The organism is Paenibacillus sp. Dod16 (genome assembly GCF_049893405.1).
In the GTDB taxonomy this organism is placed as follows: domain Bacteria; phylum Bacillota; class Bacilli; order Paenibacillales; family Paenibacillaceae; genus Paenibacillus_AQ.
The window spans coordinates 75,748-100,994 of record NZ_JBNDYG010000002.1 but is presented as its reverse complement, the minus strand read 5'-3'; the positions used below and the strand labels follow the sequence as shown (position 1 = coordinate 100,994).

30 protein-coding genes are annotated in these 25,247 nt (G+C 36.3%); 25 read left to right on the top strand and 5 right to left on the bottom strand.

Annotated features, from left to right (window positions below):
- Positions 1-226: 226 nt before the first annotated feature.
- The 23 genes from ACPV3A_RS01845 (at position 227) to ACPV3A_RS01735 (ending at position 18,074) form a co-directional block, all read left to right on the top strand.
- Positions 227-1,513 (top strand): S1 family peptidase, encoded by a 1,287-nt coding sequence (locus ACPV3A_RS01845; RefSeq protein ID WP_063477539.1) that lies wholly within the window; start codon positions 227-229, stop codon positions 1,511-1,513.
- Between the two features lie 39 nt (positions 1,514-1,552).
- Positions 1,553-1,891: a DUF3221 domain-containing protein gene (locus ACPV3A_RS01840; RefSeq protein ID WP_063477538.1), complete on the top strand. Its 339-nt coding sequence runs from the start codon at positions 1,553-1,555 to the stop codon at positions 1,889-1,891.
- Positions 1,892-2,358: 467 nt separating this feature from the next.
- Entirely contained in the window at positions 2,359-3,195 is an 837-nt protein-coding gene (locus ACPV3A_RS01835; protein WP_063477537.1) for a hypothetical protein, read from the top strand.
- A gap of 69 nt (positions 3,196-3,264) precedes the next feature.
- The gene (locus ACPV3A_RS01830; RefSeq protein WP_063477536.1) at positions 3,265-3,825 is read left to right on the top strand and encodes a hypothetical protein; all 561 of its coding nucleotides are present in this window, start codon (positions 3,265-3,267) and stop codon (positions 3,823-3,825) included.
- A 3-nt stretch (positions 3,826-3,828) separates the two neighbouring features.
- Positions 3,829-4,002, top strand: a complete 174-nt coding sequence (locus ACPV3A_RS01825; RefSeq protein WP_156515019.1) for a hypothetical protein — start codon at positions 3,829-3,831, stop codon at positions 4,000-4,002.
- Between the two features lie 353 nt (positions 4,003-4,355).
- The gene (locus ACPV3A_RS01820; RefSeq protein ID WP_063477535.1) at positions 4,356-5,426 is read left to right on the top strand and encodes a hypothetical protein; all 1,071 of its coding nucleotides are present in this window, start codon (positions 4,356-4,358) and stop codon (positions 5,424-5,426) included.
- Positions 5,427-5,472: 46 nt separating this feature from the next.
- Positions 5,473-6,018 carry a hypothetical protein gene (locus tag ACPV3A_RS01815; RefSeq protein WP_063477534.1) on the top strand — a complete coding sequence of 182 codons (546 nt, stop codon included), beginning with the start codon at positions 5,473-5,475 and terminating at the stop codon, positions 6,016-6,018.
- 53 nt (positions 6,019-6,071) lie between these two features.
- Positions 6,072-6,365, top strand: coding sequence for a hypothetical protein (locus ACPV3A_RS01810; protein ID WP_063477533.1), 294 nt, complete (start codon positions 6,072-6,074; stop codon positions 6,363-6,365).
- Between the two features lie 215 nt (positions 6,366-6,580).
- Positions 6,581-6,919: a hypothetical protein gene (locus ACPV3A_RS01805; RefSeq protein ID WP_063477532.1), complete on the top strand. Its 339-nt coding sequence runs from the start codon at positions 6,581-6,583 to the stop codon at positions 6,917-6,919.
- A gap of 109 nt (positions 6,920-7,028) precedes the next feature.
- Entirely contained in the window at positions 7,029-7,307 is a 279-nt protein-coding gene (locus tag ACPV3A_RS01800) for a hypothetical protein (RefSeq protein WP_063477531.1), read from the top strand.
- Between the two features lie 407 nt (positions 7,308-7,714).
- The gene (locus ACPV3A_RS01795; protein WP_063477530.1) at positions 7,715-8,020 is read left to right on the top strand and encodes a hypothetical protein; all 306 of its coding nucleotides are present in this window, start codon (positions 7,715-7,717) and stop codon (positions 8,018-8,020) included.
- 255 nt (positions 8,021-8,275) lie between these two features.
- Positions 8,276-8,551: a hypothetical protein gene (locus ACPV3A_RS01790; RefSeq protein ID WP_063477529.1), complete on the top strand. Its 276-nt coding sequence runs from the start codon at positions 8,276-8,278 to the stop codon at positions 8,549-8,551.
- A gap of 187 nt (positions 8,552-8,738) precedes the next feature.
- On the top strand, positions 8,739-9,590 hold the full coding sequence (locus ACPV3A_RS01785) for an N-6 DNA methylase (protein ID WP_063477528.1): 852 nt from the start codon (positions 8,739-8,741) through the stop codon (positions 9,588-9,590).
- 237 nt (positions 9,591-9,827) lie between these two features.
- Complete coding sequence (locus ACPV3A_RS01780) at positions 9,828-11,051, top strand: phosphoadenosine phosphosulfate reductase family protein (protein ID WP_063477527.1); 1,224 nt, start codon at positions 9,828-9,830, stop codon at positions 11,049-11,051.
- A gap of 254 nt (positions 11,052-11,305) precedes the next feature.
- The gene (locus tag ACPV3A_RS01775; protein ID WP_063477526.1) at positions 11,306-12,043 is read left to right on the top strand and encodes a Fic family protein; all 738 of its coding nucleotides are present in this window, start codon (positions 11,306-11,308) and stop codon (positions 12,041-12,043) included.
- Between the two features lie 112 nt (positions 12,044-12,155).
- Positions 12,156-13,043, top strand: a complete 888-nt coding sequence (locus ACPV3A_RS01770; protein ID WP_063477525.1) for a hypothetical protein — start codon at positions 12,156-12,158, stop codon at positions 13,041-13,043.
- A 38-nt stretch (positions 13,044-13,081) separates the two neighbouring features.
- Positions 13,082-13,411 (top strand): hypothetical protein, encoded by a 330-nt coding sequence (locus ACPV3A_RS01765; protein ID WP_063477524.1) that lies wholly within the window; start codon positions 13,082-13,084, stop codon positions 13,409-13,411.
- Positions 13,412-13,575: 164 nt separating this feature from the next.
- Positions 13,576-14,259, top strand: coding sequence for a thioredoxin domain-containing protein (locus tag ACPV3A_RS01760; protein ID WP_231887926.1), 684 nt, complete (start codon positions 13,576-13,578; stop codon positions 14,257-14,259).
- Positions 14,260-14,564: 305 nt separating this feature from the next.
- A complete protein-coding gene (locus ACPV3A_RS01755; RefSeq protein ID WP_063477522.1) occupies positions 14,565-16,220 on the top strand; it encodes an AAA family ATPase in 1,656 nt (551 codons plus the stop codon).
- Positions 16,221-16,268: 48 nt separating this feature from the next.
- Complete coding sequence (locus ACPV3A_RS01750) at positions 16,269-16,643, top strand: DUF1257 domain-containing protein (protein WP_063477521.1); 375 nt, start codon at positions 16,269-16,271, stop codon at positions 16,641-16,643.
- A gap of 3 nt (positions 16,644-16,646) precedes the next feature.
- Complete coding sequence (locus ACPV3A_RS01745; protein WP_063477520.1) at positions 16,647-16,856, top strand: DUF2997 domain-containing protein; 210 nt, start codon at positions 16,647-16,649, stop codon at positions 16,854-16,856.
- Positions 16,857-16,859: 3 nt separating this feature from the next.
- Entirely contained in the window at positions 16,860-17,423 is a 564-nt protein-coding gene (locus tag ACPV3A_RS01740) for a 4Fe-4S single cluster domain-containing protein (protein ID WP_063477519.1), read from the top strand.
- A gap of 30 nt (positions 17,424-17,453) precedes the next feature.
- Positions 17,454-18,074: a hypothetical protein gene (locus ACPV3A_RS01735; protein WP_127502918.1), complete on the top strand. Its 621-nt coding sequence runs from the start codon at positions 17,454-17,456 to the stop codon at positions 18,072-18,074.
- A 424-nt stretch (positions 18,075-18,498) separates the two neighbouring features.
- Here the strand turns inward: ACPV3A_RS01735 and ACPV3A_RS01730 are convergent, their stop codons facing one another.
- The 5 genes from ACPV3A_RS01730 to ACPV3A_RS01710 all read right to left on the bottom strand — a co-directional run bounded on the left by ACPV3A_RS01730 (position 18,499) and on the right by ACPV3A_RS01710 (position 23,674).
- On the bottom strand, positions 18,499-19,740 hold the full coding sequence (locus tag ACPV3A_RS01730; protein WP_063477517.1) for a replication initiation protein: 1,242 nt from the start codon (positions 19,738-19,740) through the stop codon (positions 18,499-18,501).
- A 1,357-nt stretch (positions 19,741-21,097) separates the two neighbouring features.
- On the bottom strand, positions 21,098-21,388 hold the full coding sequence (locus tag ACPV3A_RS01725; RefSeq protein ID WP_063477516.1) for a helix-turn-helix domain-containing protein: 291 nt from the start codon (positions 21,386-21,388) through the stop codon (positions 21,098-21,100).
- A gap of 5 nt (positions 21,389-21,393) precedes the next feature.
- Entirely contained in the window at positions 21,394-21,948 is a 555-nt protein-coding gene (locus ACPV3A_RS01720; protein ID WP_063477515.1) for a sigma-70 family RNA polymerase sigma factor, read from the bottom strand.
- A 263-nt stretch (positions 21,949-22,211) separates the two neighbouring features.
- Positions 22,212-22,439: a hypothetical protein gene (locus ACPV3A_RS01715; protein WP_127502920.1), complete on the bottom strand. Its 228-nt coding sequence runs from the start codon at positions 22,437-22,439 to the stop codon at positions 22,212-22,214.
- A gap of 602 nt (positions 22,440-23,041) precedes the next feature.
- Positions 23,042-23,674, bottom strand: coding sequence for a hypothetical protein (locus ACPV3A_RS01710; protein ID WP_063477513.1), 633 nt, complete (start codon positions 23,672-23,674; stop codon positions 23,042-23,044).
- A gap of 457 nt (positions 23,675-24,131) precedes the next feature.
- On the opposite strand from ACPV3A_RS01710, the gene ACPV3A_RS01705 reads away from it, so the two are divergent.
- Positions 24,132-24,398 (top strand): hypothetical protein, encoded by a 267-nt coding sequence (locus ACPV3A_RS01705; protein WP_063477512.1) that lies wholly within the window; start codon positions 24,132-24,134, stop codon positions 24,396-24,398.
- A gap of 21 nt (positions 24,399-24,419) precedes the next feature.
- Positions 24,420-24,605 (top strand): hypothetical protein, encoded by a 186-nt coding sequence (locus ACPV3A_RS01700; RefSeq protein ID WP_063477511.1) that lies wholly within the window; start codon positions 24,420-24,422, stop codon positions 24,603-24,605.
- Positions 24,606-25,247: the final 642 nt, after the last annotated feature.

Sequence of the window (25,247 nt, the reverse complement as noted above, 5' to 3'; positions counted from 1 at the left end):
ATATAGATTTTGAGAAATAACCCAAATTTAACCGTAACTTTTTCTCTGGTACTATGGTTATTAATAGTGTATTGAAAAAAAATAAAAAAGGAGCTGAATACCTATTGATGTTGTTATAAAACTAAGAGGAATAAGTTTTCTTAATCTTAATTACTCGATAGCAGGTAAACTTGACAGGAGGCGCTAGAAAAACGGTATTTAGAAATCTAAAAAAGAGGTGAATTTCATGAAGATAAAAAACAAAATGTTCACATTCATATTATCAATAGGTCTTGTCATGTCTTCAGTTAATGTAAGTGCAAACGAAGTTGAAATTGATTCCTATTCCTATGATTATTCAAATGAAATGAAATTCAGAGAAGAATTCGGATTGAATACTCATATTAGTGAAGATAAGAGCTTTCTGTCTAAGAAAGAAAATATGAACGAAACAAAATTTGGTGTTAAATTAACAAGAGAAGAGGAAGAACAACTAACATATCGTATTGATCATCAATTGAATAAGTTACCTTTGGTAAAAAATTATTTATCAACCAATAGCACTAGAGATGAAACAATTGTATTTATTGATCAAAAATTAGGTGGAGTCTTAAATGTTGGAATTAAGGATAAGAATGATAAAGCAAAACTTGAATCTGATTTGATAAATATTTATGGGGATCCTACATTGATTAACGTTTTCTCAGCTAAGTATTCAGAACAAGAACTGATTGATCTTAATGAAAGATTATTAACGTTATTAAATATTGAGCATAATGGAGTGTTAATCACCGATACCTTAATAAATTTGCCAGAACAAAAAGTAGAAGTAGGAGTTAAGAATCTAGATTCAGAAAAAAAGAAAATACTTGAAGATGCTTTTAATCCTGATATGTTATTAATCAGAGAATCTGCATTGGTTGAAGATCAAAATAGGGACTCAGCATATAATCCTCTGCAAGCCGGTACCGCTATTACTAATACAACAAATGGTGGACTGTGTACCCTTGGCTTTATGGCAAAATTCCCAAGTACTAGTTCAGGATATATTATTACGGCAGCCCATTGTGGTAATGCTGGGAATAGCTTCAAACAAGGAACAAATAGTGTCGGTTCAATGGGTTCAAGAATATACGGTGGCAATGTAGATGCAGCAGCAATTGGTATATCTTCTCTAACATATAGCAATCATTTGTACACTAGTAATTCAAGAGGAGGATATTTTGATACTGTTCAAAATAGTAGTAATGAATTTGTCGGGGAAATGATTTGTATCTCAGGCGCGTCTTCATATAACAACCCAGTTTCATGCGGTGTGCTGAAAAGTAAATCTGTTTCTTATACTATTGAAGGAGTGAATTTTACAGGTTTAAGGAGTGCCAGTTACAGTTCTTATGGAGGAGACAGTGGAGGCCCAATCTACTATAGTTCTGTTTTAAAAGGAGTTCATAAAGGGAGACATAATGGCGAAGGAACATATTCACATGTAGGTAATGTATTAAGTCGACTTCAAATGAATGCCATATTAAATTAATTTGAGAAGACAATAGTGATACTAACTGGGAGCGATTTTATGCATAAGAAAAAAGCATTGTTAATATGTTTATGTTTGTTCTTTCTAACTGCTTGCAGTAGTTCTAAATCTGATTATGAGACATTGACTGGCGTTGTTAAAGAGATTGATGTAGAAAACAAAAAAATCCTTGTCATTTCTGGATTGAAGAAAGAAGATTTGCAAGAAGATTACAAGGTATTAATAGAACTGAAAAAATATAAAGAAGTACTATGGGTAAGTGGAATTGATCCTTCTAAGTTTACAATCGGTGAGAAAGTTGAGATCTCATATAATTCTATAGAAGATTCATATCCAGGACAGGTCACTGCTAAAAACATCACTAAGCTAGATCATTAAATAGTAACTTAGATAAGATCTTACACTGTGCTTTATCTTTAGGATTGAATAACGAATATTCTTAATAAAAGAGAATTTTTCGAAAATCCATATCTTTAATTGATGGTTATAAACAATACCTTTGGCTACAGTTGCTCCTTTTATGTGTCAAGCTCCATGAAGCACTATAAAAGTTGATAAACTTGGTGTATTTTGTTCCAATTGAAGCGGGTCATCCCGCTTCTTTTTGATTAACAGAACTTTTAATCGAGCAAACATCCTGTTATTATAGATAAATAACTACTATCTTTATCAGTCCCTAGCATGCGCTTTAAGGGATTATCTCAAGAAATGCACTTTAACGAAAGTGACTTATTTGCCTATACGGCAGCTTACCTTTTAAGGTAATGGGTCCTTTTCGTTAAGGTGCTTTTTTTTCTGCCTTAATCACAACCCAAATAATTGAAACAAGAAGGAGTGCTATTTGAATGAATGTTTTAGCTAAGAAAATCGAGGAGTTTAATCAGAAACTTATGGAGTCGGAGAAAACTTGTGAGCATTATATTTTCACCCGTACCACAAAGGATTTAGTCCTCACGGAAGAGAAGCTAAATATGTGGAAGCGTAAAGCTTCAGCCGGCTCGGTTATACTTGGAGCAATTGACTGCAGGTACTTAATTGTTCTGAGAGAATTACAGTATGGATTTCTTAATATTGATGATGCGGGATGGGAAATGTGCGAACCCGTTTTCTCCTCAACCGATGAACTGATCGAGTGGTTTGCATTTAATCTGGATAATCCAATCATCGAGGTGACTTCGGGTCAATTAACTGAGAAACTCATTAATCGAGATAAGATCGAAATTCAGGAAGAAGAATATTACACCGTTTACCACCAAGATTCTCATCAGGAGCATAAATGGAGTTGTTGTCCATCTCTTAGCACCCTCAAAATGGAGTTACTATCACTGGCTGATAAAGAAACCCCTTTAGACCAAGTCTGTATCATCACACCAGAAGGTGAGAGGTTTAATTACGATGAAATGGTCAGTCGCATCATAGCAGACCCCATTGTTATTGGTGGTAATACAATCCATTCGCTAAAACAGATTGATGATGCAATGGCCAGAGAACTGAAAGGACACTATATTGCGCATCTTCAAAATCCCTATAACGAGTCAGTAGATGGGGAGCTCATCACCTATTCGGTATATCAATGTCCAAAGTGCCATACAGTCCACCGAATCGACTCTGATCTTCAAGCTGCAAGGTTCCAAAAAAACGATGCAGGATTTTTTAAGATGTTTTGCTTTGATTGTGCATAAATTCATTCGAACTCGCAGATCCACCTGATTCAAGTCAAACATGTTATAATAAACATATGGAGGATTAACATGAAGATTATTAATCACTTCCTTACCGGTGAATACCATACAGAGGGGCTTGAAATTCATATAGATGGATTATCCCCTTGTTTAACTCATCGCCAATCTGGGGAACATTATAAGACAACATTCCTCCCCCTTGAAAGAAATGATCTTTCTACACAGGTAACTCGTGAAAGAAGTTGGATTAATTTCGACTGGGGACAAGAGCTACACCATCCAAAACGGGAAGTGTATAAGTTGCTCGTTCTTGGTTCGGAACAAATTCAAGGCCTGATTAGTTTGGAAATTGATCAAGGCTTCATATTCGTCCATCTTGCAGAAAGTGCACCATGGAATGTTGGCTCCGACAACAAGATATTTAGTGGTGTTGGTGCTCACCTTTTTGCAATTGCCTGCAAGATTAGCTTCACCAGAGGATTTGATGGTTATGTTTCATTTATATCTAAGACTTCCTTAATTGATCATTATAAAAAAGAACTTGGTGCAAAAGATATGGGACGTGGCCTCTATATTGACACTCCAGCTGCATTACGGTTAGTTAACTATTACTTTAACGAGGAGGGGTAAGCGATGAACGAAATTAAGGTCCAACCTATCCCCAAAAATTTCGAAGAAGAACTTGAACGAATTACAGACTCCGGTCAATCTGTTCTGGCTTCACCGGTTGACAGCGAAAAAGAGCGATTGGAAATCCGGAAATCCATGATTGAAATCATGCGCAAGGAAAAAGCTCAACAAAGATAAAGAATAAAGAGAAAAAGGCACTTGGATAATCCAAGTGCCTTTATTCTAATACCTTTTAAACACTTCGTAGTATAGTTTGTCTTACTATAAGGACATCCAACTCTTTTTCCTCTTCAATAATAACTTTTAATTCATCCTCTTAGATGATAAGATGTTATCAAGAACTTACATTTAATTTGTCCCCAGCACGCGCTATAGGGATCATTTTTTTAAGAATACACTTTAACGAAAGTAGACCAATCTGTCATTTTACGGCAGCATGCCTTTTAAAGGGCGAATGGGTCATTTTCGTTAAGGTGTATTTTTTTGCGCCTTATCACAACCCAAATTTCAAAGAAGGAGTGATTTTCAGTATGACAAGAACAATTTATCCTGAACCCGTTGGCAAATCACAAGCAGGTGCATTGGAGAAACTGCAACATACCTTCGGATACAACAGCAAAGGGATCCTAGAGTCTCATGCCAAGAACCCTAATGGATGGAATCTTGAAGTCCATGCACTAAATGGTATGGAGTACAGGCAGCTAAAACGCGCTTTAAAGTTTGGATATACGACTGATGTAAAAGTGAAACGTATCGTAATAACTAGAGGCGAGGGACCAAATCATGAATGCCATATCCCTTATATTGCAAAGAACTGGGAAGATGCAGACGAAATTTTAAAAAGAATGGCCTTAACAGCTCCTGAAATTGGATACTACAAGACCGACTTTGAAATCCTCTTCACGAATGGCGATACATATCGGGGGACGTATGAGTTAAGTTACAAAGATCGGTTAGAAGCGAGTTTGTATGGTCATGTCACAAATCACTGTGAGTTTTATGGCGGCATCTGCAAAAAGCTCCCTGATCATCTAACAGATGATCAATATCTTAGCCTCTTAGATGAGAATACCTACCGATATTTGCTTCTTTTAGATGATCTTATCTATCCAAGTGCAAATCAAATTGGACTTGACCCTGAAATCATTCGAGCTGCAATTACAAAACCAATTAAACAAGAAGAGCAGCTCTATAGAGGATCTCTTACTTCAAACCTTACGGTGTTAAAAGTTGAAGGCCACCAGGATAGTTGCATCTACAAAGTCTTAAGTAATGGTTATAGTTACTCATCATTTAGTAATTCTGAAGCATTTAATAAGTGGATGGATAAATTTGGACTATCGCTAGGGGAACAAATACGTAACGATACCTACCACATCAATGGATCTTATCGAATCAAGATGGTTCCTGATAGATCTCTCTATTTACATCTTCCTCAAATCGCCATTCTTATGAATGGAGGTATGGTTAGAGCTTACAAAGAGCTTACTCCAGAAGTAACTAATATTTATGTTGTCATGAACTATAAAGAGAGCTTTCATTTCGATTACACCAAACCTAGTGGTCAATGGTATCTACGTAAGTTCTTTTGGGACAAGTGATTGAAGTATATTCATTCTAAATTAAATTATGAGGAGAGAGCTACGAATGAAAGAACAATTGATCAAACTAATGAATCAAATCAAACCGGATGCTGTTTTTATCGTCAACTGGTATATCGGAGACAAGGGAATTGAAGGAACATTTAAATCTGAGTACGAAAGTCAGGCTTTCCTAACAGAAATTATTCGAGGTTCAATTTGTATCCAGAAGCATCCCAGATTAGAAGATGTACTTATAATCGATGATAAATATGGATTTAACGTCACACAAATATACAACAGTATTCCTTACCAAACACCAGATACGGATGGATTCAAAGAGTGCATTTGCAAATACAACAAGTATAACAATATTTTTATAAAAGTTGATGAAGAGAACAAAACGGTTACATTCAAATTAGCCAATAAAATGGTTACTCTGAATTTAATCGAGTATACAAAGTGGACGTTCAAATATGTGAAGACCAAAAAACAATTGAAAATCTCAAGCATTAAAGACTTTAAAAGTTTTATTGAGGATCCGTTCTGGCATCCTACAACGATCGAGCTGGGAAGACGGGTTCTTAACATGCGAAACCTAATCCGTATATAATTTACCGTCCGTATTAATGAGAAAACAAACCAAAATAGAGAGGGAAATGAACAATGGATAATTCAAATCTCCAGATTGATAAAATGTTGGTCTTAAGTACGGCACATATCATGCAAGAAACTTGCGAATTTTTAGAAAGTAGATCATGTCCTTTAATTGTATATCCCAAACATGAATATGGTTATATTATTCTTGTTTATACGGATACAGAAGATGATGATAAGTGTGATGTAATCCCTGAATGTTTAAAAGGACTATTGGAATTCGCTGCAAGACAGGACTGTGAATGGATCATGTTAGATCGTGATGCATCGATCTGTGCAGAGCTCCCTAGTTACGAGTGGTAAATATATCAAAGTAGCATTATAACGAGAGGACTTCCAGCGCGAAGTCCTCTTCTCATTTTGATTTAATTAGCAATCTGGTTTCTCAATTAAGGATCTAGACAGTATCATAGGAGAATAGATTGAAATTACTGTCCATGTCATGAGAAATTGAAGTAAGGATCACCCAATAATTATCCCGCTTCTCTTATTACTCTAAATAAAAAAGGAGTGCGAGTATGACTCAAGTATACACCTCTCTTAGTGGAGTACGTTTCTTGAAGCCTCTAACTATTGAATGTAATAAACAATTTGAACTATTTATGTTATTCAATGTGTTGCCAACTGAGTATCTGAAAGTTCTTACTTCTCTATTCAAAGAGAAAAATAAGAACCGGGAATTCACTGCCATTCAAGAATTAATAATTGATATCGATGTGATATTAGAGAAACGAATTGATATTGATTCCACAATGAATGAACTCAAAACCATGCCTTCAGATTTCATTTTACATGTAAATGATTTAATACAATCCATGATAAAGTTCGAGAAAAAACGTGCATCAACCCATAAATAAACTCTATGATTAAAACCGAACCAGGAAGAGAACTTATTGAAAGATACAATTTGCAATTACTATTAGTGACTGATTGCCAGACATTATATCTTAAGAGAGAGGTTAAATTATGCGTAAAAGATTTCGTGTAAAACTAAGTTCTTGTACCCATTGTGGAGCAGACTATCAAAACTCGCAAAGCTCGTATCTGTGTGATGAGGTAAATCTCGATAAGCATAAAATTTGTGGTAACTGTCAAATTGGTAAACTGTTCATAACTGATGTAATTGGTGAGGTTTGTGTCTTATGCGGGGAGCTGGCTAAAATAAGTGATAAGAAGAATAAATGCAATGAGTGTGAAGCAAAATTTGAACTAGCTGCGGAGAGAGATAAGCAAATGGAATCATAAGAGTGACTGATCAAGTAGATTTTTCCCTAAGATAAAATACATGTAGTAGAACGAAATAGCCCTTTTCCACCAGAATATCCGAATACACTAAAAAACGCAAAATATAGTTTGAATTAGGCTTTTCATGTGGCAAGTATAATGAAAATAGGAGCTCAAGAGAGGGCGTTGATTTCGACTATAGTTGTTAGTTTGTATTTATCATGGTAGGATAAATCCATCTAACCCACAATGATGGACTCTTGCATGCGCTGTAGAGTCATTTTTATGAAGAAGCACATTTTTCCCGTGTCAAATCACCTTTGGTGTCTTTATGCCCATTTCTGGTGAATTGATGGGAGATCGTGCTTCTTTTTTTTGTGGTGAAGCGATCACAACCCAAATCTAAGGAAAAAACGGAGGCGTTACGTATGACACATTTTACTTTTACAGGTAGATATGCAGGTCAAACATTTTGCGGAATAACAAGAAATGAGCATGACAAGTTTATGCATATTCAAGGTTCCAACACTCCTGTTATGCAGCGTCTATTAAGAGGAGAAGAACTTTTATGTCCCAGTTGTAAGGGAATCTATTTGGAATCAAAGGATGAAAATGATGATTCAACGGATGATATTGTAAGGCAATTTGAACAGCTGATCGCATCTGAAGAAGATCAAGAAATTAAAAAATTGCTTATGGCAACCCTTGCTAGTTATCTTGTTGAAAATAATTAAGCAAAATCATAAAATAACTTCATTTTGAAACGGAGATATTCTAAATGGCTTTTACTGGTCAAAGAATCAAGGGTAGTAGAATTTAAACACCTCAAACAGTAACTATTTAGATTTAATTAAGAAAAACAATGAGTCTGATTTCTTTAGTATGTTTGAACACATTTCCCATTCAGCACTAAAAGAATTCTTAGAGTGGGCAAACGTTGTAAGATGGCAAACATTGATTAATGAGACATCACGCAAGGAGTGAAATATATGAAGTATAACATTGTTCCAAACATTGAAAACAGCGTATCCTATGCCAGTGGTAAGCACGCTGGTAAACAGGTAAAGCGCGAACGTTACTCAAATATGATCGGCTATGATTTTGGAGGTTATGTATATCTAGGAGCTGCGTATACAGATAATGCTAGGCAATACTTGTTTGAAAGTATAAAGGATAAATCCGTGTGGGTTACGGATTATAAAGGCTTTCGAGAGCATATTGATAAGTATGATTTTCCTGGAAGGATATTAAAATCAAGAGCATGAACACTTTAAAATGAAATTGAATTATTGAAGCGAGCACGCTTCACATGTCTGACCACTTTTAGTGGCTTTCCCCCTAAGAGGTGATAATGACATGTGATCGTGCTTTTTTGTTCTGAAAGCCTTTATTAATATGAATATACCTTTTCTGACATAACCCTACAGGGGTATATAAGGAGGAATAAATTAAATGAGTACCAACTATAAGATGGAACGTTTTTCTATGGAACAACTCATTGATCTACATAGAAATGTACATACTTATGCAATACCAATAAACGGACTTCCTCTCAGCCATTCGGAAGTATTTGAGAAGCGGGGCTGGTTATTACCCTACCTTTTTAGTTATGATGATTTACTATGGGGTAGGTGGACATATTGGTCAGACATTCTATTAAAAGGAACCCTTATTGGCAGTGGCCCAATTCCTCAAATCCAATGGTCTGACATGGGGTCCACCGGCGTAGAAAACACAAAAAAAATGTTTGCGAAATGCCTGCATCACAACGAGGCAACAATCGAAAACTTTGCTGATTGGTTGCTTTGGGGATTAGCATGCTCCGACGATGTACCGGTTGTTTCGGAACGTTTGAATGAGCATTATTATAGAACGTTTGATATATTCCCAGTACTAGATAATCCATATGACTACTTGTCTCATTTACTTTGTGAGCAATCCGGAAAGGGCTATAAAGCAGCTCTTGGGTATTATCCTACACCGTTTCATGTAACAAGAATGATGGTTGATTTTGTACATTCCAATGAAGAACCGGAAAAAATGAAAAGACAGACTGTAAATGATCCTTGTGTCGGATGCGGTGCAATGCTACTGCCCGCATCCAATTACTATTTACGAGGAACTGGTCAAGACATATCCAGCATTGCGGTCAGGCTCTGTAAAATCCAGATGAATTTCTATGCACCTTGGTATGCTAAACCAGGGAATATAGAGGGATTTGAAGAGGAGACGAAACCCATTGAGTTAATAATAAATCCAGCTGATAGCAGGGGGGAAGAGGGGCAGTTTTCCTTTGCATTCTAAGGAGCTTGTCGGTCAAGTATAGGTATGATACCATTAAGATATAATTTTTGTATTTCTTATGGACTCATGCATGCGCAATAGAGTCATTTCATTTTGAAGCACGTTCGTGTCTAATCACCTAACAGGTGGCATTATGCCTTTCTTGTTATCGTGATGGACTCAGAACGTGCTTTTTTGTTGTGCGCTATGAGATTCAATCACAACCCATAACTATTCAATAAGGAGGCGCTTTGATTCATGATTCACCTGAATAAATATTCTGTAAATGATAAAGCCAAGAACCGCGAAGAAATAGTCCCGCTCCTGAAGAATCATATTATTTTCTTTAGTGGTGGAAGAGCAAGTTTAGCTGCTGCCGATTTTGTGATAAAGAAGTATCCAGAGGATAACATTCTCCTTTACTTTACGGACACACTCTGGGAAAACCATGATACCTATCGATTTATAGATGAGGTGTCTGATAAATTGCAGCTCCCACTTCTCATCCATTGTGCAGGGCTCACTCCCATCCAACTCATGTTTGAAAAGAAGCTTGTATATAACAACATGATTGGAGACTGCTCTAAGCTTCTTAAGATGCGAGTAGCATCAGACTACTTGAAGAAGGGGATTAAGCCTGGAATAGAACAATGGCGTAATCCTCAGTATCTCAAACAAAACAACTTTATTGAGAACGCTACTCTCTACTTTGGTATTGGATTTGAAGAAATGCATCGAGAGAAGGCGATCGTAAAAAATTGGCTTCCTTTTAGCGTGAATATGCCGCTCATCGAAAACTTCATACGACCAGATGATGTTTTGAAACAGTATGATATCCGGGAACCTGAACTTTATAAACTCGGTTTCTCCCATAACAACTGTAATGGTCGCTGCATAAAAGCAGGTCAAGGACACTATCGTCACTTGAAGAAAACCATGCCTGACACCTTTAAAAAGCTGCTTGAAGAGGAATTCCATCTATCTATGTGTGTATCAGCTTATCGATATATCATAGATGATCAAGTTCCGGAAGAGGATCAGATTCCTCAACATGTGCAAGAAAAACTGCTTCAAGAATTAGATGACGCTTATCGCGATTACTTTTATGGAAGAGCTGATAAACCAAATTTATTTATCCATCCAGCTGCAAGTGCCCAGTCAGAATATATGAAGATCCGGAAGTATAGTTTTATGAAGAAAAAAAGTAAAACACCGGTAGAATTCGAATATCAAACTGAATCAGAAGAGTACGATACTGATCTTATTCCTGATTTACTTTTTGAAGAGAATGAAGACACCACACAACATACAACAAAGGGATTGCGATTTCCTAGCGAGCCCTACACACTTCGTGACTTTAACCGAGATGAGAAAGCCAAACCAGAACAAATCGATCTTTTTGATATCGGAGGTTGTGGTTGTTTCGTTGAATTTGATGAGCAGGAGAATAATATGTCCTGCAACACTACATTTGGAGGTTGATGATCATGCTAACACGCATAACTTACAATAATTTCGGTACAGTTGAGCATATGTTTTTTTCCGAATCAGAATCCGATGCACATACTTTATGGTGTAACATCTGGGGTGGGAGTTCAGTTAATATAATCAGTGTAGGCGAGGCAGTTGACACAGATGATTTCGGTGGTTTCATACATTCATAAAGTGGTTGGGTATTTAATGCAGCTGCTTCTGATATAATGCTAATAAGAACATCTCAGGAAGGAATAAGTGCCATGTTTGAAAAAATTGATGCCCTTCGTTCAGAGGTCGATCAGAGGCGTCCACTAAGTGCGGATCTTATGAAGATAGTTGCTCAGAAGTTCCGTGAAGAATGGACGTATCACACCAATGCAATTGAGGGTAATACTTTCTCGTACCAAGAAACTGCCTTCTTCCTTAGAGAAGGCCTAACTGTTAAAGGAAAGTCACTAAGAGAACATCTCGAAATTATAAATCATGCTGAAGCGATTGATTATTTACAGGAAGTCATAACGACTCGGGATCTTACAGAGCGTCTAATTAAAGATTTTCATGCGCTCCTTTTCCAAGGAGTTCGGGATATTGACTTCGCACCAGGGGAGTATAAGAAACATGATAATCATGTACTAACCATTTCCGGAAAAATCCATCATTACACACCAGCTATCCAGGTACCTATTGAAATGGAACAACTTATGCTGTGGTATGAGTCGAACAAGACGATTATCCATCCCATACAAATCGCCGCAACGTTCCATCATAAACTAGTAGCCATTCATCCGTTTACAGATGGAAACGCAAGAGTTAGTAGGCTGGCCATGAACTTTATTTTAATGAAGAATGGATTCCCTCCGGCCATAATTCGTAACGAAAATCGAGAAGACTACTATGCTGCGCTCGAAAAGGCTGACAATGGTGATCTTAGCCTCATCATTGATTTAGTAGCAGCAGAGGTGAAAAATAATCTCGACCTGATGCTATCCGCACTGTGACCATTATCTAAGAGATACTGCGCTCCCATTATAAAAGAGAAGAGAATCCGTAGTTTAATTACATACGGCTTCTCTTCTCTTTTTCTATAACCAAAATTGGAGGTAAAAGAACGTGCAAATGACATTTGACTATAATCAAGATCTAAAAGTTAAAAACCCGCCAACAAAACAAGAAAAACAGAAACTCAATAAATCAATTTCCTTATTTACTCAACCTGTACTTTCATTCGGAGAGAATGAAGAAGAGAATGGGGAGTACGGACCGTGGATTATAACAAACAAGTGCGATCGTGATATGCTGCGTCTTGCCGATTGTCATTATTCCCGTGCTCGTAAGTCTATTGGAAGCAGTCAATTTACGAGACCAGGAAAAAATTTGGTCTTACGTACGGAAATAGGAGATGCCGGCTGGGTTTCTTGGTATTCAAAGAAGCGGGATGATCATTTCAAAGATGTTATTGAATGTACTTTTTTTAGAAATGAATCACGTTACCTCTCCTCTGATTTAGTAAAATGGGCTGTTTATGCCAGTGTTCAAAGGTGGGGGATACCTTCAGAAGGCTTTATCACATTTGTAAAGGACGACGCTATACAATCTACGAACCCTGGATCCAATTATATTCACGCTGGATTTAAAAAAGTGGGGCGTACCAAAGTTAGAAATCTCACAATACTGCAGCTTTTACCTAATCAAATCGAGGAGTCTCTTCACGATATCCGTCTTATACATCAATTATTCAGTGTTAGACAACTTATCCATGTTGCTTTGACTGATGGTGAATTAGAGGAAGCTATTAATATTTATCGTTTGGCGAAAACAATTGAAGCAGGTCTACGTGAACAGAAGAGTGATATCGCTAGACGTAAACTTCATAAGTGGGATAGTTTTGTCCCTAATGAGGAACCTATGGATTTTTTACATCATATGTTTACAGATAACTGGATCCCCGAAGAAATGTTATGTCTATTTGAAGATGAAAACAATTCCGAGGAGTGGTAAATATTGACTATAATAATCAGAAGTGAGGCAATTAACTTATGAATAAACAAATCAACGAACTGTTATACCTTAGTAAAATCTCTTATGATGATAAGGCAAGTCTATACCAGGTTATTACTACTTTAAGTAAAACAGTCCTTTACGAATTTAAAGTTGCAACAGGGGAGGATGATCCCGAAGAAATCGCAAACGTCTTAATCGCCGAAGACTGGTTTGAAATCAAAAATGATGATATGAAGGAATGTAGTCTTAATTATTCTTACGATGAGAAGGGGAAATATTACATCATAGAAGACAATGGAAATACCTCCGAAACCCGCTCCTGGGTGGAGGCACTCTATGCATACGAACAATTAGTTAATAATTAATGTGAAAAGGATTGGATCGTAAAGATTCAATCCTTTTTTAATCTTGTCGCAAAGAGGTAACTCGTATCAAATAATGTGAGATTTATCATTCTCGATAAAACACCCTCTATAATACGATTTTTACAAGCCGAGCACTGGCTATGTTAATGAGATGAGGGATGAAGGTGAAATTGAGAAAGTCTTCAATGGTCATTATTGCAGTACTTTTGATTGTTACTTCTTGTGTAATAATGTTAGCTCTAATAAACAGGTCATCGGAGCTAGAAGGGTTACCAAACTACACTGATGATAAACAGAAAATTAATGTTGATGGATTCAAATATGAGAATCAACCTCATATAGGAGATCCCAATGCGAAAATTAAAGTGATCGAATTTGCTGATTTTAAATGTCCTGCCTGTAAGAAGTGGAGTGCCGAAAACTTCGAGAAATTCAAATCCGAATTTATAGATACCGGTAAAGTCGAGTTTTTTTATATGAACTATGCCTTTATTGATCGTGACTCCTATTTAGCTGCTGCTGCTGGAGAGGCTATCTACCAGCAAAACAACGAAAAGTTTTGGGAATTCTATGAATTACTTTATCAAAACCAAGGCAATGAATCTGAAATTTGGGCCACACCTTCATTTCTGATTAAGCTCGTCAAAGAGAATATCACTAACATTGACTTAGAGCAGTTTGAATACGATGTGAGGAATCATGTTTATTTACATGATGTAAAAGTGGATTATAAAACTGGAGGGTATTATGGAGTGAATGGAACCCCCTCTTTTTTTGTTAACGGTAAAATCCTTCGAAGCTCTTCGTACGAAGACTTGAGAAAGGCAATTTTAAGTGAATCAGAATAATATGGTTTTCGAAATGATACGTTTCAAAATTGCACTCTAGATAAACTCAGTTGCTCATTTATCAAAAGGGTATCTACAGAATTTCAAACAATAATGAATATGGATCTAAGCACCCCATTATTGGGGTGTTTTTTTATAAGTGCGGTTTGTTTCTCGAAAATGAGTAGAACATCTAATATTAGATTGTAAGGTAAATACAAGGAAACCACATGGAATTTCCATCTGATCAACCCAAGAAAGAGGGAGACTCAAGGTATCGGTACCTTGCCAGTAATATTAATATCCTTTAGGAGGATTGATTAAGTATGAAAGATATCATGGAATACCTGAACGCAGGATACCCTGCACTTTGGATACAGGACTGGGAAGAAGATCGAGTCTGTAAAGAATTAAAGAGACTTGCATCTATCGGAAAAAAACAAGGTGCTCATTCAAAACCTCTTCATTATTTTGAATGGAGTTGTACCAAAGGGTTAGTAGATATGGAAACCGAAAAACCCATACCGAATACTACGGACCCCTCAGATGCCTTAAGATATGTTGTTGGCGATAAAGCATCCAACTTCTCTATCTATGCTTTTAAGAACTTTCACCCTTACATAGAAAACCCTAATACAAAAAATATAATTATTCAGTTAATAAAAGATCTGATTCCCATAGGGAAACTTGATGAGCGGCACCTTATTTTTGTTAGTTCTTTAGTTAATATCCCAAGTGAACTATCAAAAGATATTACGCATATTCAGTTTGATCTTCCCGATGCAAAAATGCTCGATAATGTCCTTTACGATATTCTTTCTTCTATAGCTAAAGGGAGAATAAATTATCCCGATAACAACAACCCGGAATACATGAAAAAGCTCATTCAAGAGGAAATCAATAAAATGGAATTTACAGAGGAAGATCGCTATCGAGTTGTCCAGGCAGCTATGGGACTAACCTGTAGTGAGGCAGAGAATGCATTTGCATTAACATGGATCAGGCACAAATCCTTCACAACAGATGATGCTGTTACTTCAGTACAAAAAATCAAGACTCAATTCATTAACAGTTCTGGGATTTTGGAGTACATCCCACCAAAGTTCTCTCTTAATGATATTGGTGGATTGGATGAGTTAAAAAAATGGCTGGTACTGTATCAAAAAGCATTTACAAAAGAAGCGCTGGACTTCGGGCTTTCTATTCCAAAAGGACTTGTGTGTACTGGTCCACCCGGAACTGGAAAATCGGCTGCCGCACAGGCAGCATCAGCAGCATGGAAAATCCCGCTTCTACGCTTTGATATTGGAGCTATCTTTTCAAGTCTCTTAGGAGAAACAGAACAAAAGTTACGCTCAGTACTTCGCACTGCAGAAGCTTTATCGCCATGTATTCTCCAGATAGACGAGATTGAAAAACAACTCAGTGGAATTTCTACAGGAGGAAATGGAGATGGGGGTACAACTACTCGGGTAGGAGCGACTCTACTTACATGGATGCAGGAGAAAACAAAGCCCGTCTTTGTTTTTGGTACAGCTAATGATATATCCAAAATAGACTCTGCGCTTATTCGGAAAGGTCGTTTTAATGAAATCTTTTTTGTTGATTTACCTATGGATGAAGAGAGGGCAGAGATCTTTTCAATACATATTCGTAAGCGAGGACGCGATCCTAAATCCTTTAATCTGAACCAATTAGTGGGGAGTAGCGAGGGTTTTGGAGGAGCTGAGATCGAAAGCGCTGTCGAATCGGCTCTTTGGACAGCTTTTAATGATAATCAGCGGGAGCTAACAACTGATGACATCATGCAAGCTTTAGAACATACCGTACCGGTGTCCATTACAAAAAAAGAAACGATTGATACTATTCGTGAGTGGTCAATAGGACGCGCAAGAAATGCGAGTTCATCGGTGAAAGTCATTGATATGAAAAAACTAACTGATCGTTACAAGAGTGAAAAGACGCGGAAAATTTCATTCTAATAGATCTATTTATGTCATCCACACTAAAGTTAATGAGGAGGATATTATATGTCATTTGTGGGAACGAGTTCTACATTTATTCGTGATGAAGAGTCATTACTAGAAGCTTGCAAGTTGTTAAACCTGACGCTAAAGAAAAACGCGAGGGCACGCGTTCATTTAGGATCTGTTAAGGCAGATTACGTTATTAAGCTTGATGGTCCATTTGATGTTGGTCTTGTAAAAGACGGCGAGAACTATTCAATAAAAGCAGACTGGTGGAACGGTCATGTCGCCAAGGTAATTGGGGAAAACGGTTCTAAGTTGCTTCAAGCCTATTCAGCAGCAGCTACTGTAAAAGTAGCAAAAGCCCAAGGAAAGCAAATTGAAATGCAACGGATTGAAAACGGCGATATTAAATTAATTTTGAGAGCAGGTGCATAACTAATGGCCGATCAACGTGTAGAGGTCATATGTCACGCGGATGGTACTATTACGATCGAAGCTTTCGATTATGGAGGCGATTCCTGTGATCAAGCAACAAAAGAAATTGAGCAAATCTTGGGATTTGAAGGATTAGTGAAAGTTAGAAAACCTGAGTTTCTCCATGTTGATGTTCAATCTCAACAATTAAAAACAAATGTAACAGGAGGATAACGGATGCGAATTCACTCTTTTACACCAAGCACGCTTGTGAACGGTCCTGGAAATCGTGCAATGATTCACTTTCAAGGATGTACATTGAATTGTCCCGGCTGCTTTAATGCTTTTACCCATTCGATGACAGGAGGGATGGATTTGAGCGTTGAAGATCTCCTAAAGCTCATACCACCAGAAATTGAGGGTGTGACTATTAGTGGGGGTGAGCCCTTTCTTCAATCCCGCTCCCTACTTCAATTGGTGGAAGCTATTCGTCAGAAGAATAAATCTATAGTTGTTTTTAGCGGATTTTATCGTCATGAAATCTCCAATATGAAGTATGGCCCTGACATACTTAGTCACATTGATGTATTAATTGATGGACGATTTGAACGAGAAGATATTTCTGAATCGGGAATACGTGGTTCCAATAATCAAACCATTCACTTGATAACCGACCGTTATACTATAGATCAATTTCAAGAAAGAAACGTGGAAGTAACAATTGATTCTAAAGGTGCTATGTCCATGACTGGTTTTCCATCAGAAAAACTTCGTGCGGACATGCGTTTCATGGGGGTATAATAATGACTCCTTTTATATTTGGGGAAAGGAGTGAGCGGAAAAAGTATGTTTGGCCAATTAGTTAGAGGTATTTTTATAACTTCTCTTTGCTTGCTGCTCATTTCTTTTGCTCCAAAATTTATTGAATTGATACCAGAACAGACTTCTGATGTCGATTCATCGTTAGATCTAACTCCTTTGGAGAAAGAAAATGCAGCAAAAGGTTCTAGCGGAAAGGAAGAATCTTCAGAACAGTTTTCTGATTCGATTTATCAATTAAAAAACTTGTTGATGTTATTTATTAAAATAGTTAGATTTATATTAATCATAACTTTATTAGTATTACTATTATTATTTTCCTTCAGTATCATTAGTGGTGAAGGTTATTGGGGAACTCGATCAGAACGTTCCCTTCGAGAAGAAAGAGATGTTCAATCACAAGACCAGGCACCATCCGTAGCTGATGCTTTAGAAAACATAATTGCTAATGCTACACCCGATGCTCTCATAAGTTCATCTACTGATAGCCATATACCCATTGATTTGTCCAAGTCTTTTTCTGGAGCTGAAGTCACTGGTTCTCGAATAATTCGTGAGTCCTCAGAAGAGGAACATCCAAAAACGAACGATGAAAAACCTAGTGGTGAAATACGACGAATAATACACTCATAAATCCACAAACACACGAAATGCTAAAAAAACTTAAAACAAACATCTGAGTATATAAGCATATTTGAAAAAGGAGCGATCAATTATCGAAACGGAAATTCTTCCTGGTTCACAGGCATTTTATGAAAATGAGTTGAGAAATGGTAGTGAATCGACTGATAGAATGTATTATTTATTAAGTAAGCATCTTATTAACTCGGATATGAATATAGTAGATATTCTCATTTGTTTGGAAAATCTTATTCATGCATATGAAAGTGTTAGAATAGAGGCGTCGTAGTATTATCCATCGACCTTTAAGATATGCTACTAATGCTGAAAATACTATTAAAGTAACAGTATAGTTAGAGCAAACCCCGCTTCTCATAAACAATAGAGAAGTGGGGTTTGTTCATTCTTATGGACAATCTTCAAAAAATTTGAAGAGTTAAATATGTTGCTCAGAATCACTTATGTAATAAGCAAGTGCTTGTTTTGCATAGTGGTGATAAACATCTTCATCTTCTAGAGGTTTTAAGTTCAATAAGTGGCGTTCGTTCGAGCAAGTAACAATTTTATCTAGGATACTTTTCATCATAATTGAAGTTGCTTCATCAGTTTCGTACACTTTTTCGTTAATACATTTTTCGTAAAAGAAAATGATTTTACCGATCTGTTGGTTTAACTCTGTTATGGATGTTTCTTTATTATCGGGATCTTCAGGAGCATAGAATATACCGCAATCAGCGTAATTCTCTTCAATTGCTTTTATAATATACCCTGAGACACTACTCACATCTTTTGTTTTCATTCGTTCAAACACGTAGAGAATGTTCTCTCTAATGCGTTTTTCACCATGATTCTTAACAAGTGCTTTCGATTGTTTTTGGTTTATATCAAACCGGCTTAGAAGTTCATAAATAGGCTGATTGTTAATATATTCAGCGTCATTAAGATTTTCTCGTACTTCTTTAGCATTACGGAAGATATGGAACGTAATACTGACGACCCGCTGACCATTCTTAGTTTCCTCTATTTCAAATCTTATGTCGGTTTTCTCAGCTAATTCTTCTTGTGCTGTCAACAGAACGCGACTTTTAAGATGTGAGTATCTTTCATACAAACCTGGTTCAATTTCTAATTTTTCTTTGAGTTCAGCAATCGATTTAAACTTACGTTTACCAAAATAGAGGTACTGCTTTAATAACATGTAAAGCTTAAGTGAATGATTGCTACGAAGATATAAAACATTCCAAAGCTTAAATTTAGTGAAATTCTGCTTCAACTGCAAAAGGTAGGGTTGTAATTGGGAAGAAAACTCTAATTCTATTATCCCTTTACCATGATAATAACGTGCAGACGCAAGCCAGTTTGCTTCAAGAGTCGAGTTCATTTGTGGTTCATCTATCACAACTTCTTTACTACGAAGTTTAGTAACAATGTCACGTACTCTTTTATAAAAGTTTCTGTCATTAATGTCGAGTCTCTCGGCAATTTCTTTCACTTTAAAAAAATGCGTTTTGAAATTTTTGTCTTCAGGATGGATACGAGAGGCTAAAATATATATTAACCTGCGTTCATATAGTGTGAGGTTGGTTTTAGCTTCGATTAGAGCATTAGATTCTGAAACGATATAGTGATGTGAAATTGGATCTGGTTCAAAATTCATCTCCAATTGTTCCTCGTTCATCGAGATCACCAACTTTTATTTTATTTCCATCTAGTAGAGATCATATCGGATATTTAATCGAAGTTCCACTCACTTTTGTGTGGCCGGTTTTTTTGACATAAATTGTTCTCTATAGAGAATGTTTTAATACAAAAATCTAAAGTTAATCGATCAATCAAGAAATAACAAGCGTTTATTTTATCCGGCCACACGAAGCAGAGTAGTATTTGGATCTATTTTGCTATAGATCCTTTTAATATAGCGGCCACACAAAGCAGAGTTCGTATTATATGCATCGTCAAAAGAGGCCACACGAAGCAGACTCTATCATCATTTAATATAAGCTCTGATATAGAGGTGGGCTTTTTAAGGTTATTACAGGCCACACGAAGCAGATAGATGCTGTCCTGTAGATAATGTATAGGACTTGAAATAATCTATTTTCAACAATTATCTATATGTATTCAGTTAAAATTATCCGTTTTGTGTGGCCAGTGAAAATAAGCATTATCGGTCATTATCGAAAAAGGTAATTAATTTTTGAATTTAAACATAGTAGTAAAGAGTATATTCATTTTATAGGAAATATTGAGGTAGATAATTCAGCTGATAATAAAGAGCTTATTTTATAACTATATTTTCTTTTATATTTTTTATTATTTGTTCTTTATTTGTTTACCTGTTTAGAAGATGGATTTAGCCAAGTCTAGCAAGAGAAGATGGGTTCAAGCGGCCACATCAAGCAGACTCAAATATCACATATAACAGACAGACCGGCCACACATAAGTGAGGATAGCGGCCACATTAAGCAGACTTGCCGGCCACATTAAGCAGTATATAGAGGCCACACGTAACGGAGTTTATTCTCGTTTACCTTTGATCATTAAAGTTTTTTGTCAGAAAGTGTGTGGATAAGTGGGTATTTATTCTGCTTTGTGTGGCCTCTCATTACTTTACGGCTCACTATGTTCTTTTCCACGTGGCCTCTAAACGTTTAATTATCGCTCATCGATTCCGCGTTTTGGATTTTGTCTGCTTGACGTGGCCTCTAATAAAACAATATAAGCATCTTCATTCTCAACCTTGGTTATAAGGCTTTCTAGTTATCTTGCCCTGCAGTTTGTTTGTTGGATAGTCTGCTCGGTGTGGCCAGCTATCAGGCCCAAAGCGATAATGCTAGAATAATACTGAAATTGTGTATATCTTGATAATTATGTCTGTGTTTTGTGGCCGGTAGTGTTGCTTCTGTACGAGAGTCAAAAAGTCTCTCATATTGAAAGAGCCTTTTTGAAACACGCGATAAGAAGCCATAAAACATAATCTCCTAATCATTTGAATCGGCAAATTGAATATCAAATCAATGAAATTCACCCTGTTTTAGCTAATAGATTTTTTAACCACACTTTTTTTCATATTTGTTAAACGATCAAGTTTCTTTTTCTCTTCAATATCCATCAGATCCCAGAACCCAGGGACTGTTTCTAAATCATATTTATAGACTGCTTCAATCATCTTAAGATTTACTTCTTGTTTTAAATCATTCCTATCTTGGTTAGAGGTTTGCCACAATGACTTTTGGATCTTCGGCGTATATTTTTGTATTATTGTCTCCATCGCAGTTGCATCTTTTTCCTGAGCTTTTTTAATTAAGGAGATTAACGATTCCATAGCCTCTACACCTCTCCATTAGTTAAATAGGATTTTAATTTGTTTAATGCTTTTGTTCTTGTTTTCGAGATAGCTTGCTGTGAGACGCCTTTGTTTTTTGCAATTTCAGTGTCTGACTTATTGAAAACATAAGCATCTAATAGAACCTTTTTTTCAGTTTCAGTTAGTTTTAAGATGGCTTTATGAAGAGGTAAGCTGCTAATGATACTTTCAAATGAAGAAACCTGTGACTCTTCCATATATTGATCTTCTGTTCCTATGTAGGGGAAAGGGCTATTGGGGTCGTTTTCGGGAAACAAAATCGACCGTTTTTTTTCTTTCCTTCGTTTTTTATCAAAATCAATCGATGTAAAGTGGATTAGAGAGGACATATATGCTGTAAAACGGAGTTCAAGAAAATACTTCTTGAAAGCCTCATCTACATTTTTTTTATTTGTATATGTTGGTTCGTGAAGGTAGTTAATTAGCAATTCCATGTGGATTTGATTTTTCAGGAATTCAAGTAATATAGGTTGATTGGATAAGTTTCGTTTCAACTGGTTATATATTTTAGAATTCATAAGCGCCCCCCATGCTAGCTCCATATTTATACATATAAAGAGGTCTTATAACATCATTTAACAACCTATTTTCAAAAAAATAAGATCATATGTTCTTATTTTATCAGTTAATTATTGGATTTTGAACCTAAAATGTGCCGTATCTCAAAAAAAGTTTTTATAACTACAGCGTGCTTTTAAGGGTGTTAATTACTCGATAACTCAAATATGAAATAAAAAAAGACTACCTACGAAATCATTTCATAGATAGTCTTTTTTTATTTCTACTCAATACATTGTTCTGGATGAAATCCACAATTGCATATGCTAACACCAATTTCATCAAAGCAATCCGATTCAATTTTTTTAATATGGCGAGCATATATCTCACAAAGTTCTTGATAAAAGATTACATCTTCATGGTGTGTTGTTGTGACAATTTTTTTACTGAGCCGCAAGAGTTGGATTTTTAAATCATAGTGCCTTGATCTCCACTCACTTAGTTGATCCAACGGGATCACCTCCATTCAGATCTTATCCTTAAAAGTGAAGCAGCACTTAATAAAAACAACCTTCTAAGCACCTAATTTTACATAATAATTAACTTCTCCAGGTCAGGGAATCGTAATGAATTGCATTAGACTTGAATTTCATTTGGTGGTATGATTTTGTATATAGTTAAAAACAAACAATATTGCCATTCGAAACCATTTTGAGCATCAAAGTACTGCACGAGAGGATGATATGTGTTGAGATCATTGGACTCACGTAGAATTTCTATACTTACATTTGTAGTACCTGTCATTTTATTCATATTAGAAGTTTTATTTGTACGAGAAGGACATTGGTTTCGTTTTTTTGGACTATTGTCTACAATAGTCATTCCACCAATTGGAGTAGTATTGTCAATTCGATCGTATGGAAAATCGGATTCTCGAATTGATCTTGTTTTGATTACGTGCAATGTTCTAGCATTTTTATCATATTTCATCTACACATTTTTAGGTTATCTAATTTTCGGTCCATAACACATTGATTAAATTTTTGATGTTTGATTAAACCAAAAGAAAGCTGCCGAATATTCGGCAGCTTATCCTTTTTATTTTACTTCATGTTAGACACAATATCCCGCAATTTGAGCTAGAATAAATGTTGTTCTAACAATATTGGCAGCCCAGCCAGACATGCCTCTCGTACAATCAAGCAAGTCGTAATCGCATTGGCAGCTGGAATAACCATTAATAGCATAACAATTGTCATGATACATGCAACATTTATCAAGAGCGTCTACGGGTGCTCCTGGACCACTACATCCTGGACCACACCAGTTACCATGTGGCCAACAGTTATCTTGTGCAGACACTTCATCCTGTTCAACAACTTCCTCGTCAACACTAAGTTCCTTCGACAGTTTTACTACTCCGTCTTTGACTTCGTATTGTTTTTCAAGGTTATTTTGTACATGAACACCAATCACTTGTTCATAACCCTCGTTGGTATTAAGGACGTCAAATTTACTGTACCAGATCTGATATCCCTCTCCAAGGGAGACTTCCACCGTTACTCCGGAGTAAATATTTGCCATGACCTGATAAGCCCTTGAAATCTTCAGTTCTGCTTCTGTCAAGAGCCCTTGTTCAGCGAGAAATTTCTTGATCTTGATAAACTTCTCATTGTCATTCAGTTTGCTTAATAGAAACTCCTTTTCTAATACACCTAATTCACGTTGTTCAGATTTAACTTCCATTTATTATTCCTCCTCGGTAGATATAGTGATTAAATCCTGCAGGTATTTAATCCAAGGATATTTGCTGCTCTCCTTGTACTTTATAAAGAGATAGAGTTTGGATTATAAACAACCTCTTTTGAATTATTAATTTTCTATAATGATTCCAGAGTTAACTTTAAAATGTTTTCATAAATTGAAAATTGATGCTCAAACGTGATAATATGAATATATTATTCTTACGTTTTAGGTTCTGGCATGCGCCTCATGAACTCATAGTGAAAAGCACTTCTCGGAGTGAAAGCTGAAACAATTTTTAGATTGTTTACTTTCTGTTCTTGCGAGAGGTGCTTTTTTGTTCTGATCATAACCCCAAATTGTTTTAGAAAGTAAAGGGGAATTAATAGAGTGCTAGAACAGATGGGTTAAAGGCAGGATGAATGTAAACGTTATACTCAAATGAAAAGGGGTACATGGAATGGAAGGAATGGTTTCTCAAAAAGGCCTATACTCAGGAATCGAATTACTAGAGCCGCAAGATTATCTAATGGTCAGTGAGTTTGTTGATTTTTTATTAAGCAAACGTGGTTATGCCGGTTATTTAACAGTAGTAAATTTTTTAATGAACGCAACTAATCAGCATCTAGAAGAACTTCGAGATCAGTTATTAGATAATGGGTCTCCTGTATTTAACTCTGTGATTGAACAACTAAATAAGATTCTGATGAAAAGAACCAATAAATAAATTCTGCAGAGGGGGGGAAATATGATTTTGAAGGATCGTAATGGTAGAGTTATTGGATTAGGAGCTACAGCCCGACCCACCGAAGGGATCTGGGCAAACAAAGAGGGCTTGATAACTGAAATTAATGAGAGTATTGGTAATATTACATTAGAATTTGAGAACGGTGAGATCGGTGTATATTTTAATCATAATATTGTAATGTGCTGAGAATAATCACTAAACTAAATATGATGAACTTTCATTGATTTAGGGAATAACAACGGGGTGGTGTGGCATTGATCTTTATTATCTTACTAGCTTGTCTTATCGTTATCTTGCAATTCTATAGAAGAAAATATTTAGAGGGCATGCTCAATTTGTGTTTCTATGGAAGCATTTATTTGATTTTTTTGGGTATAAATACTGAAAAAAATATGATCACTAATATGGGCTTCTTTATTTTACTTCTTTCAACAATGGGATTGGCAATCTATGCATTTTTAAACTTAAGAAAACGATTAAAGCGACAACCACAATAATAAAAGCCCGAATCCGAGGATCCGAGCTTTTGTAGTCCATTGCGGACTTTGATATATACCTTTCGGCAGGCGCTCATTGCGAGCTTGAATAATTACATTTTACCTTTATGTAGTAACTTCGTCAAGAGCACTTATGCTATTTTTGTCCTGCAGCAGCAGTGCGTTGAAGGCTTAGTAACTCATGAATCCCTATTTCAACAGTTTCTTCCCTGGAAGGATCACCCGAAAATAAACCCTTCAGATAGCCTTTCCTTTGAGTAGTATTCATTCCTCGAATCTTAACAAGCTCAATGACTGTCCAATTTGAATCATCGGCAGCTTTACACAAGAG

Bases quoted from the DNA above. Each gene is read 5' to 3' on its own strand.
- ACPV3A_RS01795 (WP_063477530.1), top strand. From the start codon at position 7,715: ATGACACATTTTACTTTTACAGGTAGATATGCAGGTCAAACATTTTGC.
- ACPV3A_RS01750 (WP_063477521.1), top strand. From the start codon at position 16,269: ATGTCATTTGTGGGAACGAGTTCTACATTTATTCGTGATGAAGAGTCA.
- ACPV3A_RS01805 (WP_063477532.1), top strand. From the start codon at position 6,581: ATGACTCAAGTATACACCTCTCTTAGTGGAGTACGTTTCTTGAAGCCT.
- ACPV3A_RS01725 (WP_063477516.1), bottom strand. From the start codon at position 21,388: ATGGAATCGTTAATCTCCTTAATTAAAAAAGCTCAGGAAAAAGATGCA.
- ACPV3A_RS01830 (WP_063477536.1), top strand. From the start codon at position 3,265: ATGAAGATTATTAATCACTTCCTTACCGGTGAATACCATACAGAGGGG.
- ACPV3A_RS01775 (WP_063477526.1), top strand. From the start codon at position 11,306: ATGTTTGAAAAAATTGATGCCCTTCGTTCAGAGGTCGATCAGAGGCGT.
- ACPV3A_RS01710 (WP_063477513.1), bottom strand. From the start codon at position 23,674: ATGGAAGTTAAATCTGAACAACGTGAATTAGGTGTATTAGAAAAGGAG.
- ACPV3A_RS01720 (WP_063477515.1), bottom strand. From the start codon at position 21,948: ATGAATTCTAAAATATATAACCAGTTGAAACGAAACTTATCCAATCAA.
- ACPV3A_RS01780 (WP_063477527.1), top strand. From the start codon at position 9,828: ATGATTCACCTGAATAAATATTCTGTAAATGATAAAGCCAAGAACCGC.
- ACPV3A_RS01700 (WP_063477511.1), top strand. From the start codon at position 24,420: ATGATTTTGAAGGATCGTAATGGTAGAGTTATTGGATTAGGAGCTACA.
- ACPV3A_RS01815 (WP_063477534.1), top strand. From the start codon at position 5,473: ATGAAAGAACAATTGATCAAACTAATGAATCAAATCAAACCGGATGCT.
- ACPV3A_RS01825 (WP_156515019.1), top strand. From the start codon at position 3,829: ATGAACGAAATTAAGGTCCAACCTATCCCCAAAAATTTCGAAGAAGAA.
- ACPV3A_RS01810 (WP_063477533.1), top strand. From the start codon at position 6,072: ATGGATAATTCAAATCTCCAGATTGATAAAATGTTGGTCTTAAGTACG.
- ACPV3A_RS01790 (WP_063477529.1), top strand. From the start codon at position 8,276: ATGAAGTATAACATTGTTCCAAACATTGAAAACAGCGTATCCTATGCC.
- ACPV3A_RS01820 (WP_063477535.1), top strand. From the start codon at position 4,356: ATGACAAGAACAATTTATCCTGAACCCGTTGGCAAATCACAAGCAGGT.
- ACPV3A_RS01755 (WP_063477522.1), top strand. From the start codon at position 14,565: ATGAAAGATATCATGGAATACCTGAACGCAGGATACCCTGCACTTTGG.
- ACPV3A_RS01730 (WP_063477517.1), bottom strand. From the start codon at position 19,740: ATGAACGAGGAACAATTGGAGATGAATTTTGAACCAGATCCAATTTCA.
- ACPV3A_RS01835 (WP_063477537.1), top strand. From the start codon at position 2,359: ATGAATGTTTTAGCTAAGAAAATCGAGGAGTTTAATCAGAAACTTATG.
- ACPV3A_RS01785 (WP_063477528.1), top strand. From the start codon at position 8,739: ATGAGTACCAACTATAAGATGGAACGTTTTTCTATGGAACAACTCATT.
- ACPV3A_RS01705 (WP_063477512.1), top strand. From the start codon at position 24,132: ATGGAAGGAATGGTTTCTCAAAAAGGCCTATACTCAGGAATCGAATTA.
- ACPV3A_RS01745 (WP_063477520.1), top strand. From the start codon at position 16,647: ATGGCCGATCAACGTGTAGAGGTCATATGTCACGCGGATGGTACTATT.
- ACPV3A_RS01845 (WP_063477539.1), top strand. From the start codon at position 227: ATGAAGATAAAAAACAAAATGTTCACATTCATATTATCAATAGGTCTT.
- ACPV3A_RS01840 (WP_063477538.1), top strand. From the start codon at position 1,553: ATGCATAAGAAAAAAGCATTGTTAATATGTTTATGTTTGTTCTTTCTA.
- ACPV3A_RS01740 (WP_063477519.1), top strand. From the start codon at position 16,860: ATGCGAATTCACTCTTTTACACCAAGCACGCTTGTGAACGGTCCTGGA.
- ACPV3A_RS01765 (WP_063477524.1), top strand. From the start codon at position 13,082: ATGAATAAACAAATCAACGAACTGTTATACCTTAGTAAAATCTCTTAT.
- ACPV3A_RS01800 (WP_063477531.1), top strand. From the start codon at position 7,029: ATGCGTAAAAGATTTCGTGTAAAACTAAGTTCTTGTACCCATTGTGGA.